Origin of the sequence: Paenibacillus sp. 23TSA30-6, assembly GCF_014858585.1 — a bacterium.
Classification (GTDB): domain Bacteria; phylum Bacillota; class Bacilli; order Paenibacillales; family Paenibacillaceae; genus Paenibacillus.
In genome coordinates this window covers 154,346-173,781 of sequence record NZ_SLTL01000006.1, presented here as the reverse complement: position 1 = coordinate 173,781, position 19,436 = coordinate 154,346, and the positions used below count along the sequence as shown (strand labels likewise).

At 46.9% G+C, this 19,436-nt stretch carries 19 protein-coding genes and 1 riboswitch; all 19 genes read left to right on the top strand.

The genetic code is table 11. The features are described from left to right. Position 1 precedes the first annotated feature (1 nt). Positions 2-934, top strand: a complete 933-nt coding sequence (rnz, locus tag E0698_RS07650) for a ribonuclease Z (RefSeq protein ID WP_192511155.1) — start codon at positions 2-4, stop codon at positions 932-934. A 508-nt stretch (positions 935-1,442) separates the two neighbouring features. Further along, complete coding sequence (locus E0698_RS07645; protein ID WP_192511154.1) at positions 1,443-2,249, top strand: TIGR01457 family HAD-type hydrolase; 807 nt, start codon at positions 1,443-1,445, stop codon at positions 2,247-2,249. A gap of 73 nt (positions 2,250-2,322) precedes the next feature. After that, the gene (locus tag E0698_RS07640) at positions 2,323-3,141 is read left to right on the top strand and encodes an Fpg/Nei family DNA glycosylase (RefSeq protein ID WP_192511153.1); all 819 of its coding nucleotides are present in this window, start codon (positions 2,323-2,325) and stop codon (positions 3,139-3,141) included. Further along, a complete protein-coding gene (locus E0698_RS07635; protein ID WP_192511190.1) occupies positions 3,131-3,979 on the top strand; it encodes a deoxyribonuclease IV in 849 nt (282 codons plus the stop codon). Before E0698_RS07640 ends, E0698_RS07635 begins: the two co-directional genes overlap by 11 nt. Positions 3,980-4,053: 74 nt before the next feature. After that, positions 4,054-4,392 (top strand): cyclic-phosphate processing receiver domain-containing protein, encoded by a 339-nt coding sequence (locus E0698_RS07630; protein ID WP_025685273.1) that lies wholly within the window; start codon positions 4,054-4,056, stop codon positions 4,390-4,392. Continuing rightward, complete coding sequence (locus E0698_RS07625) at positions 4,389-4,703, top strand: thioredoxin family protein (RefSeq protein WP_149095112.1); 315 nt, start codon at positions 4,389-4,391, stop codon at positions 4,701-4,703. Before E0698_RS07630 ends, E0698_RS07625 begins: the two co-directional genes overlap by 4 nt. After that, entirely contained in the window at positions 4,700-5,473 is a 774-nt protein-coding gene (locus E0698_RS07620) for an ABC transporter ATP-binding protein (RefSeq protein WP_134914747.1), read from the top strand. Before E0698_RS07625 ends, E0698_RS07620 begins: the two co-directional genes overlap by 4 nt. A gap of 22 nt (positions 5,474-5,495) precedes the next feature. Then, the gene (locus E0698_RS07615; RefSeq protein ID WP_192511152.1) at positions 5,496-6,554 is read left to right on the top strand and encodes an SAM-dependent methyltransferase; all 1,059 of its coding nucleotides are present in this window, start codon (positions 5,496-5,498) and stop codon (positions 6,552-6,554) included. Positions 6,555-6,740: 186 nt separating this feature from the next. After that, the gene (locus E0698_RS07610; protein ID WP_192511151.1) at positions 6,741-8,234 is read left to right on the top strand and encodes a serine/threonine protein kinase; all 1,494 of its coding nucleotides are present in this window, start codon (positions 6,741-6,743) and stop codon (positions 8,232-8,234) included. Positions 8,235-8,272: 38 nt separating this feature from the next. Next, positions 8,273-9,259: an SAF domain-containing protein gene (locus tag E0698_RS07605; protein ID WP_192511150.1), complete on the top strand. Its 987-nt coding sequence runs from the start codon at positions 8,273-8,275 to the stop codon at positions 9,257-9,259. A gap of 22 nt (positions 9,260-9,281) precedes the next feature. Further along, complete coding sequence (locus E0698_RS07600) at positions 9,282-9,995, top strand: hypothetical protein (protein WP_192511149.1); 714 nt, start codon at positions 9,282-9,284, stop codon at positions 9,993-9,995. Continuing rightward, positions 9,992-10,849 carry a hypothetical protein gene (locus tag E0698_RS07595; protein WP_192511148.1) on the top strand — a complete coding sequence of 286 codons (858 nt, stop codon included), beginning with the start codon at positions 9,992-9,994 and terminating at the stop codon, positions 10,847-10,849. Before E0698_RS07600 ends, E0698_RS07595 begins: the two co-directional genes overlap by 4 nt. Further along, positions 10,850-12,685 (top strand): ATPase, T2SS/T4P/T4SS family, encoded by a 1,836-nt coding sequence (locus E0698_RS07590; protein WP_192511147.1) that lies wholly within the window; start codon positions 10,850-10,852, stop codon positions 12,683-12,685. After that, positions 12,675-14,759 (top strand): hypothetical protein, encoded by a 2,085-nt coding sequence (locus tag E0698_RS07585; RefSeq protein WP_192511146.1) that lies wholly within the window; start codon positions 12,675-12,677, stop codon positions 14,757-14,759. Before E0698_RS07590 ends, E0698_RS07585 begins: the two co-directional genes overlap by 11 nt. A gap of 49 nt (positions 14,760-14,808) precedes the next feature. Continuing rightward, complete coding sequence (locus E0698_RS07580; RefSeq protein ID WP_023988985.1) at positions 14,809-15,288, top strand: hypothetical protein; 480 nt, start codon at positions 14,809-14,811, stop codon at positions 15,286-15,288. Between the two features lie 41 nt (positions 15,289-15,329). After that, positions 15,330-15,725, top strand: coding sequence for a hypothetical protein (locus E0698_RS07575; RefSeq protein WP_192511145.1), 396 nt, complete (start codon positions 15,330-15,332; stop codon positions 15,723-15,725). 1 nt (position 15,726) lies between these two features. Continuing rightward, positions 15,727-16,281: a hypothetical protein gene (locus E0698_RS07570; RefSeq protein ID WP_192511144.1), complete on the top strand. Its 555-nt coding sequence runs from the start codon at positions 15,727-15,729 to the stop codon at positions 16,279-16,281. Further along, positions 16,268-17,257: a hypothetical protein gene (locus E0698_RS07565; RefSeq protein WP_192511143.1), complete on the top strand. Its 990-nt coding sequence runs from the start codon at positions 16,268-16,270 to the stop codon at positions 17,255-17,257. Before E0698_RS07570 ends, E0698_RS07565 begins: the two co-directional genes overlap by 14 nt. A gap of 204 nt (positions 17,258-17,461) precedes the next feature. Further along, positions 17,462-19,015, top strand: a complete 1,554-nt coding sequence (gene abc-f, locus E0698_RS07560; RefSeq protein WP_149095101.1) for a ribosomal protection-like ABC-F family protein — start codon at positions 17,462-17,464, stop codon at positions 19,013-19,015. A gap of 88 nt (positions 19,016-19,103) precedes the next feature. Next, positions 19,104-19,212: riboswitch (TPP riboswitch) on the top strand. Positions 19,213-19,436 lie beyond the last annotated feature (224 nt).

The window sequence follows — 19,436 nt, the reverse complement described above, 5'->3', positions numbered from 1 at the left end:
CATGGAATTTTATTTTCTCGGCACGAATGCAGGTGTGCCAACGATCCAGCGAAACGTGACGTCTATCGCACTCCGTTTGCTGGAGGAACGAAGAAGCATGTGGTTGTTCGATTGCGGCGAAGGAACTCAGCAGGAGGTACTGCGTTCGCCGCTTAAGCTAAGCAGGCTTGAAAAAATATTTATTACCCATTTGCATGGAGACCATCTCTTTGGTCTACCGGGTCTGCTTTCAAGCAGGGCATATCAGGGAGGTACGACACCGTTGACGGTATACGGGCCACCCGGATTAAAGCAGTACATCGAATTATCACTGGGAATCAGCCAATCCCGTATCAACTACCAACTACATATTGTGGAGCATACGGGAGGGCTGTTGTTTGATGACGGGCAGTTCCGTGTGGAGTCGGCTCTACTGGACCATCGTATTGACAGCTACGGCTATCGTATTGTAGAGATGGATAAGCCCGGTAAGCTCAATCAGGAGCTGCTGGAGCGATACGGAATCAAGCCCGGCCCGGTGTATGGCAAGCTGAAGCGTGGAGAAAGCGTAGAGGTGGAGGGTGGAGTCATTCTTCATCCTGAGGATGTATTGGGTACACCGAAAAAAGGGCGTATCATCACCATTCTTGGTGACACGCGGCCTTGTCCGAATACCGTAGTATTGGCTCAAGATGCAACGGTTGTCGTTCATGAAGCTACTTTTCTGCATGAGTTGGCGGATACGGCGTATGAATATCATCATAGTACAGCACTTCAGGCGGCGGAAGCAGCTAAAGCGGCAGGTGCGGGCCAATTGATCATGACGCATTTTAGTTCCAGATATAAAGATCAGGAGCAGCTTCAGCCGTTGCTGGAGGAAGCACGGAGTATATTCCCCAATTCATTGCTGGCGGAGCAGCATGTGCTGTTACCGGTACCCGATATCGGTTCATAAACGGTAGTTATAAAAGATAGACGTGTATGGGTGCCGGGGCTTGCTCCGGTGCCTTTGTTTTTCCTGCAAAATTATTTTCCGGGAAAGCGCAGGATGCGACAAGAGATGAGGACGACATATGGGCGGGGTCGAATGAATTTGTACTACCACATATGGAGGCGTGTCATATTCGGTTTTCTATATATCGAATTTTAAGCATTTTATATTTTGAGCAGGGCCAGGAAATACAGGAAATTTTCCTTGTAGAAAAGGCATCTTCGATGGATTTCGACGGAGATGCAAGCTTATTCCCTGGGAAAGCGACGGCTTTTAGCGAGGAATGGCATTATTTTGAACGGTTTATCAGCAATTCATGGACTTCATACGTATTTTTGACTTAAGATAGATAAGATGAAATGGGGAGGCCAACTTATTTTATGACCTGAATGATTAAGGTGATTAAATAAGAGGGTGAACATCATTCATGGGATGAATTATAATTTCAATGTTTATGATGAATTGATTTGAAGTGCGGGAGGGAATTACGATAAAATCGTTACTAATTGATCTGGATGGAACATTGTACCATGGGAACCGGATGATCAAGGGTGCGGATCTGCTCATATCCCAATTGCGCACGAACCAGATACCTTATGCTTATGTTACGAACAATGCTTCACGCACACCTGAGTCGGTGGCGGAGCATTTGGTCGGTATGGGAATTGATGCAGTTAGCGATGAAGTATGTACTTCGGCGCTGGCGGCTGCACAATATGTTGCACAGCAAAGCCCTGGAGCACGTGTATATTGTATTGGTGAAACGGGATTACGTCAGGCGCTTACGGATGCCGGATTGCAGCTTGTGGAGGATCACCCTGATTATGTGGTGCAGGGGATAGATCGCCAATTTACATATGATAAGCTGGTTGCTGCCATGCGCTGGATTCGGGAAGGGGCCATTTTTGTTTTGACAAACCCGGATCTACAATTGCCTTCACAGGATGGACTCACGCCGGGGGCTGGAACGATTGGAGCTGCGATTGAAGCGGCATCACAGGTAAAACCGGTAGTCATTGGCAAGCCTTCAAGTGTGTTAATGAACTATGCGCTGGATCGCTTGAACATTAGAGCGGATGAAGCTCTGGTTGTGGGCGATAATATGCTTACCGATATTGCGGCAGGTGCGGCGGCAGGTTGCAAAACAGCTCTCATACTATCGGGTGTTTCGACCCGCATTAACATGGACGAACATATACGTGTCGTTGGAGTAAAGCCTGACCTGATTTTTGACAATCTGGATGAATTGTGGGATTGGCTCCAGGAAGAGTGTAAGTAATAGTAAATATACATTTTAAAATAATCTGCAAGAATCAAAAGTGATTTGCAGCTACGAAAGGAAAGATATTGACATGCCGGAACTTCCTGAGATGGAGAATTATAGAACGCTATTGTCAAAACAAATTTTGGACATTCCGATTACTGGGGTGACGGTTAACCGTGTAAAGTCCATTAATACCGATGTGGAAACGTTTGAGAAGCAATTGTTGGGAACTACCGTTGTATATATGGAGCGTCGAGGCAAGCACTTGATTTTTCATCTGAACACGGGCGGGCGGCTTGTGCTGCATCTGATGCTGGGAGGACTGCTGTATCTGGGAACGGAGGAGCAGCGTCCTGACCGTACGGTTCAGATTGAACTGGATTTCAGTGGAGTAAAGCTTTATTTTATCGGGCTGCGCTTGGGTTACCTGCACCTGCTGACGGCTAAAGAAACAGAAGAGGCGATGTCTGAACTCGGACCTGACCCGCTGGATCGTCGTATGACACTGGAAAAGTTCACTGCACGTTTGAAGGGACGTCGGGGTATTTTGAAAACAACGCTGGTAAACCAGCATGTTTTTTCCGGTATCGGGAATTGTTATTCAGACGAAATTGCTTATATCGCTGGATTTACACCAGGTTCCAAAGTACAAAACATTGTACAGTCGCCAGAAAAAGTGGAAAAGCTGTATCATGCTATGCAATCCGTGCTTCGTGAAGCTACTGCGGAAGGCGGTTATATGGAAATGCCTTTGATGGAGGGGGATACACTAACGGGCGGTTTTGACCATCAGTGCCGGGTGTATGACCGTGAAGGAGAAGAATCGCCAAGTGGCGGGAAAATTGTACGGGTGGAGCTGGCGGGAAAAAAAGCATTTTATTGCCCGGTACAGCAGCATGATGCCTAAATTGCTGATCGGTTCTCATGTTAGTACGCGTGGCGGTTTTTCCAAAGCAGCTGCGCGTGCACGAGAGCAGGGAGGGCGTTCTTTTCAATATTTTCCGAAAAACCCGCGTAGTCTCAGGCTAAAGGAATGGAATGAGGCTGATGCAGCCGCTTGCAAAGCTTACTGTGTAAAGCACGAACTCCAATCTATTGCCCACTCGCCATATCCCGTTAATCCAGCCCACGGACGCGAACGCGGTCAGGAGCTTTATGATCTGACAGTTGCTTCGTTGCGGAATGATCTGGATATTGCTGAAGCCTGTGGCTCCAAGGGGATTGTCGTTCATTTTGGCCACACTCATACGTCTGATCCGCTGGAGGGCTACCGGAATATCATTGGTTGCCTTGATGATGTGCTGGAAGGATGGAAAGGAAATGCTAAAATATTGATTGAAAATCAGGCGGGGGATCACGGTTTGATGGGAACGACGCTGGAGGAATTGGTGCAAATTCGCCAGTTGTGTCAATACCCTGACAGCATCGGCTTTTGTCTGGATACCTGTCATGCCTATGCAGCAGGATTGTGGAACGGTGGAAGTGATGAGGCGTTGATCGAAAAAGGGGATCGTCTTGGCTATTGGCCAGCCCTGTGCGGAGTTCATCTGAACGATTCCAAATACCCGTATGGCTCAAGAAAAGACAGACATGCGCGTGTTGCGCAGGGATGTATTGGTCTGGAGGGCATGCGTTGGATGACGGAACAGGAGCCTGTAAGGGGCATTCCAGTCGTTTTGGAAAGTGAAACGGGACCTGATGGGACCCATCGCGAAGATATTCAATTAATCCTAAGCTGGCAGTAAATACAGTTTGGCGGATGTTCTTCATCTTTAAGGCTTAGGAAGCTTGCATCCTTGGGAAAAAGGAGGAGACGTTAATGCATTTGTTTATGGACGATTATCGGCCTTGTCCTCCGGGCTTTAAGCTGGCAAGGGATGCGGAGGAGTGTTTGTTATTGCTTCATGAATACCCGATTTCGGTGTTATCGCTGGATTATGATTTGGGGCCGGGTCAGCCAACGGGGAAAGATGTGGCTGCTGCTATTGCAGGGAAGCAGTTGTATCCGCGTGAAATTTATTTGCATTCCTCCAGTGCCGAGGGCAGACGCGCCATGTATGAGCTGCTGTATGCCAACAAGCCGGAAGGAGTCACCGTGTATAACGGCCCGGTACCAGAGGAACGTATGCGTGAGATCAGAAAAGAGTTGGAACGATGAAGGAACTGGGACAAAAGGAGGTACGTCGTGCCATATGGGAGGGATGCAAGCTGGCTTTGTTTGTGTACACTCCCATGTGCGGAACCTGCGCGGCGACCCGGCGGATGCTGGAGGTGGCAGAGCATTTGCTCCCCGAAGGAGTCGTAGTGCAGAGCAACATTAACTATATTCCCGAACTGGTACAGGAGTACCGAATTTCCAGTGTCCCTGCGCTGCTTTTATATAACGGTGAGAACGAAATTCCTGAGATTATCTACAAAATGGAATCTGTGGAACGCTTGCTGAGCAGGATAAGGAGCGTGGTGGAATGATATCCATGAAGAACATCACATTGCAGCGGGAAGAAAGCCGAATATTGGACGATGTGAATCTTGAAATACGGGAAAATGAGCATTGGGCCATTCTGGGGCGTAACGGCTCTGGTAAAACGACATTGCTGGAAATGATGACAGGCTATATGTTTCCAAGTCGCGGAACGGTCAAAGTGCTTGGGCAAACATATGGTCAATGTGACGTACGGGAAGTGCGCAAGCAGATTGGATATATCAGCCAGACGTTGCTGGAAAAATTGGCTTTAAAAGATCCGGTATGGGAAGTAGTTGCTACTGGAGCGTATGCTTTTTTGCGTTTTTATCAGGAGATTCCGACAGAGACAAAGGAAAAAGCCGTATCTCTGCTGGAGGGGATGAATTTAGGTTCGCTGATGAATCATCCGTTGGGTACTTTATCTCAGGGGGAACGCAAAAAGGTAATGCTCGCCCGTTCGTTGATGGCGGAGCCTCGTTTGCTGATTATGGATGAGCCTTGCGCCGGGCTGGATCTATTTGAGCGGGAAAAAATGCTGGTTGAAATTGATCGGCTTCGCAAAAGGGATTTGTCAGTGGTCTATGTAACCCACCATATTGAGGAGATTGTTCCCCTCTTTACCCATGTGGCACTTATCCGTGATGGCAAGGTGGCAGCAGCCGGACCGAAAAAAGAGGTTTTAACGAAAGAATTGATTATGCATACCTATGAAGTTCCAGTTGAGCTGGATTGGGATGGAGACCGTCCCTGGATTCGGGTGTGCACTGGAGGGTAACGTTATTTTGGAGGAAACATATATGAGTACAGATGAACAGGGCGGAACCGCTTTGTCATCATCAAGATTTGTTTGCACGGCTAACCATGGGTTTGCACCTTATGCCCAGGAAGAGCTTAGAAGAATGTTTGGCTCGGTGAAAAGCACAATACTTTTACCTGGTGAAATTTTTCTGGCTACATTACCTGCGGATGCAAGTGAGGTTGTGGGAACGATTACGGGTCAGCCGCCAATGTTTTTGCGTCACTTATTTCCTGTGCATTTTCAGGAGGAAGGAACGAACTTGGCTCAGGTGCTGGAACGTTTGGTTTCTTTTATCCGTAACCGCCGAGAACTGATAGATCAGCGCGTTTCTTTGCAGGTGCGCAAAGGAGCTGACAGTAGTTGGGCTGAAAGCGCAGGTGCGCTCAAGCAGGCTTTAAGTGAGCAATTAAGTGATCTTCCTATGGAGCTTACGGTGCAGGGAGCAGAGGTTATTGTGTCCGTTTTTGCGGATACGGATACATGGTATGCAGGTGTGTCGCATCCTCAGGATAATCTATCGGATTGGAGCGGAGGCGCAGTTCGTTTTCAAAAAGAGGACGGGCAAATCTCTCGTGCCAAATTCAAGCTGCTGGAAGCAGAAGCGACGTTTGGCATTGATTTTAGCGCTTTTCATCAAGGACTGGATATCGGGGCGGCGCCGGGTGGATGGACTTCCTTTTTGCTGGAGCGTGGACTCAAAGTAACGGCGGTTGATCCGGCAAAGATGGAGCCTTCGTTGATGAAGTATGCCAATCTGACTTTTTTGCGTAAAAATGCGAGTGAGGTCAAATTCAAAGAAAATACATTTGATCTGCTGGTCTGTGATATGAGTTGGAGTCCAAAGCAGATGGCAAGGCTTGTCACTGATTTGCTGTATAGTTTACGCAGCGGCGGTACTGCCATCGTAACGGTCAAGCTAATGCATAAAAAGCCTTTGGCGCTTATTCATGATGTGATCGCTTCGTTCGAGCAGTCCGGCATGCAGATCCAGCGGGCCAAGCAGCTATTCCATAACCGGGATGAGATTACATTGTATATGATCAAGTATGGAAAATAATGCTTTACAATCGGTATAGGTGTGCTATATAATAAACCCAAATTGTTCCTTAAAAATACAATAACCACGTTTAAATAAAGGGAAAGCATCCCGCGAACATCGTTTTCATGGTGACATGAAGATTGTGTTTTTGCGGTAGGCTTTCCCTTTTTTGCGTTGTTTGCTTATAGAAAGGAGGCAAGAGAGATGAAAAAACAATCGCATTTGGAATACGGTTCGGTTGTGGGTGAGCGTTACCGGATTGTCCGCACGTTGGGTACGGGAGGGATGAGTAGCGTGTTTATGGCAGAGGATCTGAAGCTGCCAGGTAAGCAATGGGCTGTGAAGGAGTCCGTTGCCAACCCGCAAATGATGAAGATTGTACGCGCGGAGGCTGAGATGCTGATTTCGCTGAGCCACCCACGATTACCGAGAATTGTTGACTTCTTCGAGCATCTGCCATCCGGGGCGGTATATCTGGTTATGGACTATATTGAAGGAATTACGCTGGAAGCGTACATGAAGGGTTACCAAGGCCATATTCCGCAGGAGCAAATTGTTCCATTAGCTTTGCAGTTGCTGGATGTGCTGGATTACTTGCACACTCGCCAGTCCCCTGTCATCTACCGGGATCTGAAACCAACGAATATTATGCTGACACCGGAAATGGAATTTAAGCTGATTGATTTTGGCATAGCGCGGAGCTATAAGGCTGAGATGAATCAGGATACGGTAAAGCTGGGCACAGTGGGCTTCGCAGCCCCGGAGCAATATGGAGCAGGCCAAACGGATGCCCGTTCGGACTTGTACAGTTTGGGAGCGTTGTTGTTGTATCTCTGTACTGGTGGCAAATATAGCGAGTGGACGGCCGGAGTAGAAGGATATATTCGTGGAGAATTACCTCGTCATTTGATCCCGGTGATTCGTAAGCTGCTGCGTCATCATCCAGGGGAGCGATTTCAGTCTGCCGGAGAGGTGATTGGGGAGCTTCGACGCAGTGCAGATTTTCAGCCTGCTCAACAAGGAGTGTTCGTTGGCGATGCTTCTATCGAATATGGAGGTACAAGGGTTGTAGCTGTACTGGGCGTGTCTTCTGGTTCCGGTGCAACGCACACAGCGATTGCGGTGAGCCACTATCTGGCCCGAAGGTCCCGTTCAGTGGCATTGGTCGAACTGCATAGTACAGCCAAAGCATTTGCCCGGCTTCAAGAAGTGGTAGACGGAGTACCCGATGGGCGAGCGAGTTCAAGCCGGCGCTTTGAGGTAGACGGAGTACACTATTGGCGCCAAACATCCCGTGCCGATGTCATTGCGTTACTGGGGGGCTCTTACCAATTTATTGTGCTGGATTTGGGGAGCGGGCAGGATAATGAGCGCTTGGAAGAATTTTTGAGAGCCGATTACCCGTTAGTGGTCGGTTCTGGAGCTGAGTGGAGAATTCAAGATATAGCAGGACTGGCTCGTTCTCTCCAGCGCCATCCGCAGCATAAATGGAATTACTGTTTGCCGCTGGCAGCAACGGAGGCTATACGCAGGCTGCGTAAGGAATTGGATCACGACAAAGTGTTTGCTTTACCATTCCATTCCGATCCATTTGAGCAAGAGGACGAGATGGATCAAGTGCTGGATGAACTGTTTCGTGGGGCCATTCCCGATACGCGAAAGAAACGCTTTGGATTCCTCAAACGCAGTCAGCGCTAGATAAAAGGTATATATCAAAAAGGCAGGGGAGAAGTTGTGTGTCCAAGCTAAGAAAAAGCAGTAAGCAAAAGCTTTACGCCGGTTTTATTGGTGCGGGTATTGTTGGCGTTGTCTTCGCGAGCTACCTTATAATTAACACCCATCAATTGAATGATGTCAGGAAGCAGGCCGAAGCAGAGGCAGCACAAAAATGGAAAGGCTATGAGCAAGAACAACGAACGGCGAAAAAAGGATGGGTTGTCGTTCGTGATATTTCTCCGGGTGAGCAGATTACACCTAGTGATTTGAAGGGAATTACGGTCCCTGGCTCTCAGGCTCCAGCCAATTTGGTTGCGGGTAAAAATGAAGCTTCCGGCAGCACGGCTAAAATTGAGCTGAAAAAAGGGTCCGTGCTTACATCAGCTATGATTACTGCCGAAGAACCTACATCTAAAGACTTACGTAATCGGGAGCTGAAGGTGGTGGTCCTCCCAAACAGCCTCAAAGCCGGAGACGAAGTAGATATTCGTATTCAATTTCCAACGGGTCAGGATTATATTCTGCTAGCCAAAAAGAAAATTTCCAAGCTGGAAGGTCCGGTCATCTGGGTTACGTTGAATGAGCAGGAAATATTATCGCTTTCGAGTGGGATTGTTGACGCCTATCTGCATAAAGCATCGATCTATGCATTAACGTATGTCGATCCGCAATTCCAGCCGAAGGCGATTCCAACCTATCCACCCAATTCGAAGGTGATAGAGTTAATGAATAGTGATCCTAATTTGATCCGCGTTGCTGAACAAAAGCTGTCCAAGCAGTTGCGTGGTTCTCTTGAAAATGCACTTAGTGCGTCAAACAATGTCATATCGACACCTATAGAAAGGAGCCTGAGTGAGGAAGTTGCGGCACAGCATGCGGGAACGAATGCTGGTGGAGCTTTGAATGAGAGTACAGGTACAGGGGACGGATATGAAAACGGGCAGGATGCCAAAGAACAAGCAGACATCTTGACGCAGAGCGGAAGCTCTGATCCATATGGTAAATAAATCAGAGAAAAGGGACAAACGTATGAAAACTTGGATATTTGCCGGGCTATGTGATAAAAGCGATACCTTGTTATACATCAGCAGTATATTGGCAGCATCCGGTCAACAGGTATTACTTGTGGATGCTACGCTGCGAGGACAGTATCGATACAGCATAGGGATGCTCGACAAACCACTTCCCATTGTGCAGTTTGGCGATTTTGATGTCGCCACGGGTTTTACATCTTGGGATGATCTGCATATCGCTATGATGGCAGATCGGAAAGCAGGTTTGACTTATGACATTGTTCTTCTGGATGTAGAGTCACCTGATTTCTGCCCCGTATCTGTTTGGCAAGAGGCAGAACAGCGGGTTTGGGTCAGTGACTATAGCCGGATGTTAATGGACAACGGACAGGTGTGGCTTGAGCGTTTGTTTAGTCAACCTGAATTTCCGAAGAATCTTGTATTTCTCAAGTTATTTATACAGGCTGTAGATTGTGGCGTGGAGGAGCCGTATTTATGGGAATACATGAACCGCTTTCCGGCCTCTTGGCAGCAGGAGCCGTATATACTGCCATGGGATGAAGGGCATCTTGCCCTGAAGCTGGAAAATGAGCACAAACAACAGCTCAAGCTTAAGCCATTGTCCAGAATGTATAAGAAAGAACTGAGTCGTTGCATTGGAGAATTAATGGGTTGGGAACCCAGAGAGAGCCGTCATGCGTTAAAGCGTGCGGAAAGGAGGAAAGCATGAGTACTATTTTGTTTTGGAGCCCGGTTAAGGGAGCGAGTGGAAGCAGTTCTTTGGCGGCATCCATAGCTGTTACTATAGGTAATCTTTATAGAGGGCGACTGCTGCTGACCCATTTGGGGCGCAGACATAGCGGGATTGAGTCGGGATTTCCCATACAAGAACATCGGATGGACGATCCAAGCTTACAGCTTCAGGAGGGAGGTTGGGATGCTCTTGCACGATTAGCTCTGCGAGGGACATTATCCAGAGAAAATATTCGCAATTATACGACGCCTATACTGGAGCAGACTCTCGATGTGCTTGAGGGAACCTCAAGCTTTGGAGCCGCGCCGCCATTGTTATCCTCTGCTCTTGTACGAGCAGTTATGGATACGGCAGATCAGTATTATGATTTGACGCTGGTCGATGCAGGGAGCGGGGCAGGATGGGGAGCTGTACAGCATGAAGCATGTGTGCGAGCCAAGCTGGCAGTCCTTTCGCTGACTCAAAATATGAGAGAACTGGATGCCTACTTTGAATCTGTGTCTCCATTATCCACTTACTTAGAATTGCCGCTATTGATCGTACTTGGAAAATATGATGTGCACTCTCAAGCAAATGTGGCTAATATTCGCAGGAGATATGGCTACAAGGGAGCACTCCATACCGTTCCTTATAGCACCGAATTTATGGATGCGTGGAACCGCAGAGACGTGATAGGTCATGTGCAGCGGGATGTACGAAGCGGGAAAGAGAAGGACCGTAAGCTTTTTATGCCAGTGGGATGGGCACAGAGCATACGGCAGATTAGCAAGGCTATTCTGGAGGCGGCAGAGTCCGATCTTCGGCTCAAGGCTTTGGAGAGGGGCGCTTAAATGCTCTCCCCTCAAATGATCAACGGGCTAATTCTTACTTGCATCATTCTGTTGTGTATCATACTGGTTATCGTTAAATACCGAGGGAGCCTTCGCTTGCGGCATTCAACTATTCGAGTAGCTCCAGAGAGTGAAGATGCCACATTGGAGGTGCTGATGGAGTATATCAAAAATGCGCTGCACGAGCTAAGTCATAGTCAGATGGCGGATGCCGGATTACATGAGGAGGAATACAGGCGGCGTATCCATCAAAGGGCCGAACTGCGCAGGGCGTTAAAGGACTGTGCCAATGGCAGCAGTGGAGACAAACGTTTTGTTAAAAATTTGATGGCTGAGCTGCTGATTAACGGTTATGGCTTGAATGAAAAGATCGTTGATACCGTTATGCCATTCTCCAGACCAGAGCTGTTTAGCGTACAGGACCAATTCGAAATTGTATTTTACCAATATCAGCAAAAGTTTGGTGTCGATGCCCTGTCTCGCTTGCTGGATACTTATGATTTGGCGGAAATGAGATATTCGCAGCAAGATGAAGAGGATGGAAGCTATCATATCACGGCAGAGGATATCCGCTATATCTATGACTGTGAGCATCGCCCTCTCTCCTTTCTGGAGAAGGTAGATATTATTGTGCAGCGGATTTATCAGCACTATAAAGGCTTTTCCGTTACTGATGATATTCGTGACCAGCGGATCGACGGTGTCAGTGGGGGCGTTAGCGGTGTGCCGGAAGGCGGAATCCCTGTATCGGCCGATTGGCCTCAGGATCAATATGCATTCGAACCAACATCTGAACCGATAGCGAATGGTTATGAGAGTGTGTGGATTTTTTATAAAGGTAAGACCATCCACCTTTCGTTCCTTTCCTTCGGTTCAGAGCGGGAGCTTAAAAGGGTGTGCCAAAATATTTACAAATACAATTACCCGGGGCAGCTTTCCGAAGCCAATGGTTATAAGGTGAACGAAATGAAGGATGGGTCACGGGTTGTTGTGGTACGACCTCCTTTTTCAGAATCGTGGGCTTTCTTTGTCCGTAAATTCGATATTCAAAGCGCATCGCTTGAGCAATTAATTAAGGGAGAAAATGCCGAGTTTCCGATACAGTTACTTTCTTATTTAATGAAAGGCAGTCGCATCACAGCAATCACCGGAGCGCAAGGTTCAGGTAAAACGACGTTGCTGATGGCGATGGTCAAGCATATTTACGCTTCGTATACGCTTCGTGTGCAGGAAATGGCCTTTGAGCTGCATCTGCGAAGCATTTACAGCCGCCGTAACATTCTGACCTTTCGGGAAACGGATCATATTTCAGGGCAACAAGGGCTCGATTTGCAGAAAAAGACAGATGGAACCGTCAATATCCTTGGTGAAGTAGCCAGTGACGAGGTAGCCGCATGGATGATTCAAATGTCGCAGGTCGCCAGTCTGTTCACCATTTTTACCCATCACGCCAAAACCTTTCGTGATCTTGTGTTCTCCCTTCGTAATTCACTGCTCAAAACAGGAGTGTTTCAGCATGAAGGTATTGCTGAGGAACAGGTCGTTCATGTCATTAACTTTGATGTGCATCTCAAGCGTGATGCTGAGGGACGGCGATTTATTGAACGGATTACGGAATGTGTGCCGCGCGATCCCGATCATACAGGTTCAGGCTCCAGCTCTGCATCGAGTTATAGCTACCGTCATGTTATGGAATATCGGAATGGGAGATATATGGCGATGGAGCCCCTGACTGTCAAAAGTACAGAAGAAATGTGTGAACAGATGAACGTCAAGGATGCCGGAGATTTTCGCAGATTCCTGACTCGCTATTGGGAGGAAGCCTATGAGTCTTAAAGAAATTTCACTGTGGGTTTTGCTCATTTCGGGTGGGTGCTTCGCGCTTCTCTATGTGACTTTGTGGTGGCTGCGCAAGCGTAATGGTCATGCAATCCGAAGAGGGCGAATTCATTCTGTGCGAGAGGGACGGAAGGGAAAGGCAGTACTGCAACGGCAAATGCAATCTGCAATGCACAGGTTGTACACGATAGGCATGAGATTTCCTGTTACATCCGGGTATATCACGAGTGTACGTAAACGATTATCCGGTTTGCACGCCTACGATGAATATAAGCTTCGCCTTGAGACGATGAAGATGACGTTGTTCATTTGGGGGGCTTTTGCTTGCAGCGGCGTTGTGTTGCTTATGATGAAACCGGGGATAGAGTTTGCCATACTGGCTCTGTTATGCGGAGTGGTGATTAACAGTCTCATCTTGGATATGGCGATTAGCCGGATGGAAAAAAGGCTGCATGCACAGATGATCGAATTGTTCGCCAATGTACGCCATCATTATCATCAGCACGGCATGGTGGAGGAGGCAATATCCGAGGCGGCCGATTTGGCAGGGGCTGAGGCTGGAAGGCATGCGCGACTTATTCATGAGGCGCTGACGGACGCTGATCCGCACGAAGCGCTGGAAAGATACTATGAGTCCGCTCCTAATCGGTTTTTAAAAGCATTTGCCGGTATTTCATATATGGTAATGGAGTTTGGTGACCGGATTGAAGAGGGAGGCTCCATTTATTTAAAGGGACTTGGCAGTCTTGCGCGCGAAATCCAACTGGAACTGCTGCGGAGAAATAAACTGGACTACCTGCTCAAAAGTTTAAATGTGATCGCACTTGCACCTGTTTTCTTTACAATGCCAATCGAAAGATGGGCAAGGTCCAGCTTTCCATCTATGGATGAGTTTTATCAGGGGAAATGGGGCTTTATCACGAAATTGTCCGTCTATATTGTAATTATAGTATCTTACTTCCTGCTCCAAAAGCTGCAACAGACCGACGAGACTGGATATCGTGCGGGCAAAGGAAAACGGGTCTGGGAGCAAAAGCTGTATCGTTTCCCCATTATTCGTAATGTGGTGGATGCTTTAATTCCGCGACAGCATATGCCCTCTTATTTCCAACTGACCCGGCTGCTTAAGGAAAGCGGTGCAGAGGTCAAGCTGGAGTGGCTGTACATACGCAGAATCACTCTTTTTATCGCAGGATTGGTGTTCAGCATCAGTACGGTATTTATTTTACATCAAGCTGAGAAAACACATATCCTTCACGCTCCGGTTCAATCGGGACAAATGTTTGGGCGTTTGGGTCCAGCGGAGAAAAAAGAAGCTTTCAAGCAGAGTGAGATTGACCGCAAAATGATGCATGCGCTAAACATGAGGGCAGACAGCACCTATGAGCAGACGTATGCAGCATTGAAGCAGGTTTCTGGTGGCAGATATACTCCAGAGCAGCTTTCCGAAAATACGCGTCGTATCCTGCAAAAGCTGGAAGCGTGGAACGAGGAATACATCAAGTGGTGGGAAGTGCTGATCAGTTTGGTTGCCGGGTATGTAGCCTATCAGATGCCTATGCTTTTATTGTACTTGCAGCGAAAAATGCGGCGCTTGGATATGAGGCATGAGGTTTACCAGTTTCAGACGGTTATTTCGATTTTGCGAGCCATGGAACGAATGTCTGTTGAGGAAATATTGGAATGGCTAAACCGTTTTTCGGTTATTTTCAAAAGACCTTTACAAAAATGCTTGCTTCATTATGAGCACGGGCCTGAGGCAGCACTTGACTTGTTGAAAGAAGAAGCGCCACTGCCCGAATTTCAACGCTTGGTGGACAAGCTGCATCTGTCTTTGGGCAAAATTACGATTCGAGAGGCTTTCGACGATTTGGATTCCCATATGTCCTACTATTTTGAACAAAGAAAACAGGAGTATGAAAAAATTATAGATAGCAAGGCCATTTGGGGAAGGTTGATCGGTTTTGCTCCGATGTACGGTCTTATCTTTTTGTATTTGGTCATTCCTTTGATCGGTATGAGCTTTGTCCAAATGGATAGCTATTACGAGCAAATACAAAAGATTCAATAGCAGTTCTAATACGAATATTACGATATTACAAGCTAAGGAGAGAAAAATAATGAATAACGCATCAACAGCCTTAAAAGTAGCTGCTGGCATATTTTTGACCATTGCACTGATCACAATTGTAGTTATTTTGTTTATTTCAGCACAGGAGGCAACCAAAACGGCACAAAACAATTTTGCCGATATCCAGACCGAGTTGTCTCAAGCCTCTTTTACGGTGTATGACGGTACAACGATCAGCGGGTCCCAGGTGACCAATGCACTGCGGAAATTTCAGGGCAAGGACCAATTCGGGATTCAGATTAAAACTGGAAAAAACATGGCAGGTCAGTGGTATGGAAATGCGCTGAACATTAGCCCTGACAGTGAACAGTATGGAGCGGTGAACGGTGGAAGTGATAAGACCGGAAAAATAACGAATACGCTGAATGAGAAAGAAAACGAATACGTAAATCCAAGTGGTAAATTCAAGGCTGAAATCGTCAAGGATAAATCGAATGTTGTACGCGGGCTATTGTTCACTCAATCCTAAGCACCACAGTAAGGATATCAATTGTAAGGGAGATGGGTAGCATGTCTGATCACGCTTCAAGTATGCTGCGGCTTGGTGTGTCAGTTACGCTGTTTATAACCGCATGTGTAGCGGCAGCAGAGTTGTCCAGTCAGATGGGTACTACACTGGAATTAAGATCGCAGCAGGAGGAACATTCCGAGGGCCGTATCAATCGTATTTTAGAGGTGAGTATGCCAGAACGGATCAAAGGCACTCAAGTTATGCAGGCAATCCGTATGAACTTGCAGGACGGCATTCCTGTCCAGGTCGATGGTACAGTGTACGATATGTATTCTGAACCGTTTGAGCCCGATGTAATAGCCCTTGATGCTTCCTCTTTATATTCCATGCATCCACAGCGTGATCAGTATGGAGATATACAATCCATACGTTTTGAGAAATTGGGGGAGGATTGAAGTGGTTCAATCAATATCCAAGCTGTTGGGGGCATTGCTCGCTGTCCTGCTCTTGTATATAGTGCCCGCAGCCCAAGCCGCTGAACGGCAGGACGATATATCCGGGTTAAATACATATCATTCAACCGTACGTTTTGTTGATATGGTGAGGACCAAGGGATATATTACACCAACGATGTACGACGATTTTATGCGCGAGCTGGATCTGACGGGAAATACGTATGAGGTTGAATTGGAGCATATGCACAAAAAATATGTACCTGACTATGCAGATTATGCGAAGCCGGACACCTTTCTTGGCTACTATTCCTCCGTATATGATGGATACTATAACCCGCAAATCTTGCCTGTACTGTTTCCTGACAATCAGCAGCCAAAGTCAGATCAAACACGTCGGTATACCATGATGTCAGGAGATTATTTTACAGTGCGGGTGCACAATACGAATCGCACCCCTGCGGATTTGTACAAATCATGGCTTCTTGGTGGGGCAGATAGCGGCAAACCGGCGGTTACAGCTTCTTACGGGGGCATGGTACTGAATGAAGATTACTGATTTTGCAGTTATATTTATCCTGCTGTTTTTGCCCTTTGGCGTAGTTAGTGACCTGCGGGTGCAGAATCAGCGCGAAGTACAACAACTGGAAATGAAATATACCTCGGCCCTCCGTACCGCAGTTCAGGATGCTGGTGTCGTGCTTTCACAGAATGAACGTCAGGAACGAGAGGCTGGGTATGGCTCGGACAAGTTTTTTCGTGTAGATAAAGAAGAAGCGCTGCACACCTTTCTGCGTAGCCTTTTTCTTAACATGGGAATTGATGGGGATACAGTGGCACAACGTGCACTATTGGATTATATGCCTGCTCTTATGGTTCTGGACTATGACGGCTATTATGCGTTTGCTTCCGTATCTTACACAGATGAGCATGGACAAGCTGTCCAAGGACCCAAATGGAGTGAAAAAAAACCTTATGCCTATGTTGATTCAGTAGGTAACAGTGTTGGATTTACTTTGGACAATTATGTACACGCCTATGATGCTCGGAATCACAGGTGGGTAGAGGGCTTTCAAAAGGAACTTCAGGGACAGACAACGATCTCGTTGCTTAATGACCCGGAAGCTTTTGAGCAAGTACGACGTTCCACCATTGTCCACAGCATTCAGGAGGATCTGGGCCGACTTATTAATCTCCATAACGAAAAGGCAGCACATAATGGTGTATCCTATACTTTCACGCTACCGCTCATCTCACAAGAGGAATGGTATAACACGGTAGATGATGTGGGGCTGATGGCGTTTATCCAGGGAATCCCGGTTGGAGACAGGTACTATAATAACTATGGGTTTGGTGGCGGAAGAGTCGTGAGGAAGCAAGCCATTATCGGCGGCGTAGAGCCGGATACCGGAATGAAATATTTTTACAGAGATTCTTGTCCAGCTCCATTTAAAGCGACAGAGCGTTTTACGGATGAAAAATCTGCGGCGGCCGCAGGGTATTTTGAATATAAATGTTATAATGAATATAAATAAATCTTTAAACAATCTTTAAATAAATCACTCCTACGAGTGGTTTTTCTTTTTTTATAAGCAGACAATATCAAAATCCTTCAAATTCACCCATTTTCAATATTCCGATAAGGCTGCTGAATGTGCTACAATAAGGCTTTGAAAGAAATGCATATGAAATAAGAACAGTCGGCATTGCCGATGACAATAAGGAGCCAAAAACAGCTTATGAGTTTATTGACTGTAGAAAATGTATCCCATAACTTTGGGGACCGCGCATTGTTTAAAAATGTATCCTTCCGATTGCTCGGAGGGGAACGTGTAGGTTTGGTGGGAGCCAATGGTGTTGGTAAATCGACACTGATGAACATTCTGACCGGAAAATTGCTTAAGGATGAAGGCAAAGTGGAATGGACTCCACGTGTACGTTATGGGTATCTGGATCAGCACACCAAGCTGACACCTGGCAAAACAGTGCGGGATGTACTGAAGGATGCCTTTCTCCCGTTGTTGGAATTGGAAAAGGAAATGATGCAGATCACTGACAAGATGGGTGAAGCTTCTCCCGAAGAACTGGAAGTGCTGCTGGAAGAGATGGGTGAAATTCAGGAACAACTGGATATGGGGGATTTTTACCTCATCGATGTGAAAGTTGAAGAAATGGCGAATGGATTGGGCCTTTCCGCGATAGGACTGGATCGGGATGTATCCGCACTTAGCGGTGGACAACGGACCAAGGTGCTCCTTGCCAAGCTGCTGCTGGAAAAGCCGAATGTGCTGCTGCTGGATGAGCCTACCAACTATTTGGATGTAGAGCATATTGAATGGCTTACACGTTATCTGAAGGATTATCCATATGCATTTATTCTTATTTCTCATGATACTGAGTTTATGAATCAGGTCGTTAATGTCATCTATCATCTTGAATTTGCCAAAATGACCCGTTATTCAGCCAACTATGAAAAGTTCCTTGAAATGGCGGACCTGAACAAAAGCCAGCATATTGAAGCTTATGAGAAGCAGCAGGATTTTATTAAGAAACAGGAAGATTTCATTCAACGCAATAAGGCTCGCGCCTCTACGTCAGGTCGGGCGAAGAGTCGTGAGAAGCAGCTTGATCGAATCGAGCGCATCGATAAACCGGAAGAAGCGGCTAAGCCAACATTCCAATTTAAAGAAGCGCGTGCGAGTGGGAAAACGGTATTTGAGGGTATTGATTTTGAAATTGGCTACACCCATGCCCTGTTGCCTAAAATGTCCATGACGATTGAACGTGGCGATAAAATTGCGATTGTGGGCTACAATGGTGTCGGTAAATCGACATTGCTCAAAACCATTCTGGGAAAAATTCCGCCGATCAGCGGCAAGACCTATCAAGGGGATTTCTTGCAGCCGGCTTATTTTGAGCAAGAAGTACGCGCAGAGAAAGTTACACCGATTGAGGATGTGTGGAATGAATTCCCGCACTTGAACCAGCATGAGGTACGGGCGCATTTGGCGCGTTGCGGTTTGAAAAATGAGCATATCACCCGTCCGCTATCCGCGCTCAGTGGTGGTGAGCAGGCCAAAGTCCGCCTATGCAAACTGCTAATGCGGGAAAGCAATTGGGTGCTTTTCGATGAGCCTACTAATCACTTGGACATCAAAGCGAAGGATGAGCTGAAACGTGCCTTGAAGGAATACAAAGGAACGGTATTGCTCGTATCTCACGAACCGGACTTTTACGAGGATTGGGTAACCAAAACGTGGAATGTGGAAGAATGGTCAAGTAAAGTCAACTAAATATCCAGTTCTGTACCAAGCTTCACAAGAAGCGGGGTTTGCAGGATTAGGAAAATATGCTAAGCTATCTTTAGCTGATACAATAAAATAGTTACACTAGGGGAGCCGCCCATGCGGCTGAGACGGAATAAACGGATTTCGGACCCTTTGCACCTGATCTGGGTTATGCCAGCGTAGGGAAGTGAGCGCCGTACAAACGAGGTAACGAAAATCATTACTTTGTTTGTTCGTGGGACAATATACGTATACGGATATGATGGTCCGTTCGGTTATTGGACGTACGTTAAACCACTTCCTTTGGGAAGTGGTTTTTTTGCGTTTTCGTTTGTGTTCATATGTTCGTATTCATATATCGTACCCCTTCATTTTTTTGCTGGTAAACGTGGCTAGTCCATACCGTATAGCACGATATGAGACTGTA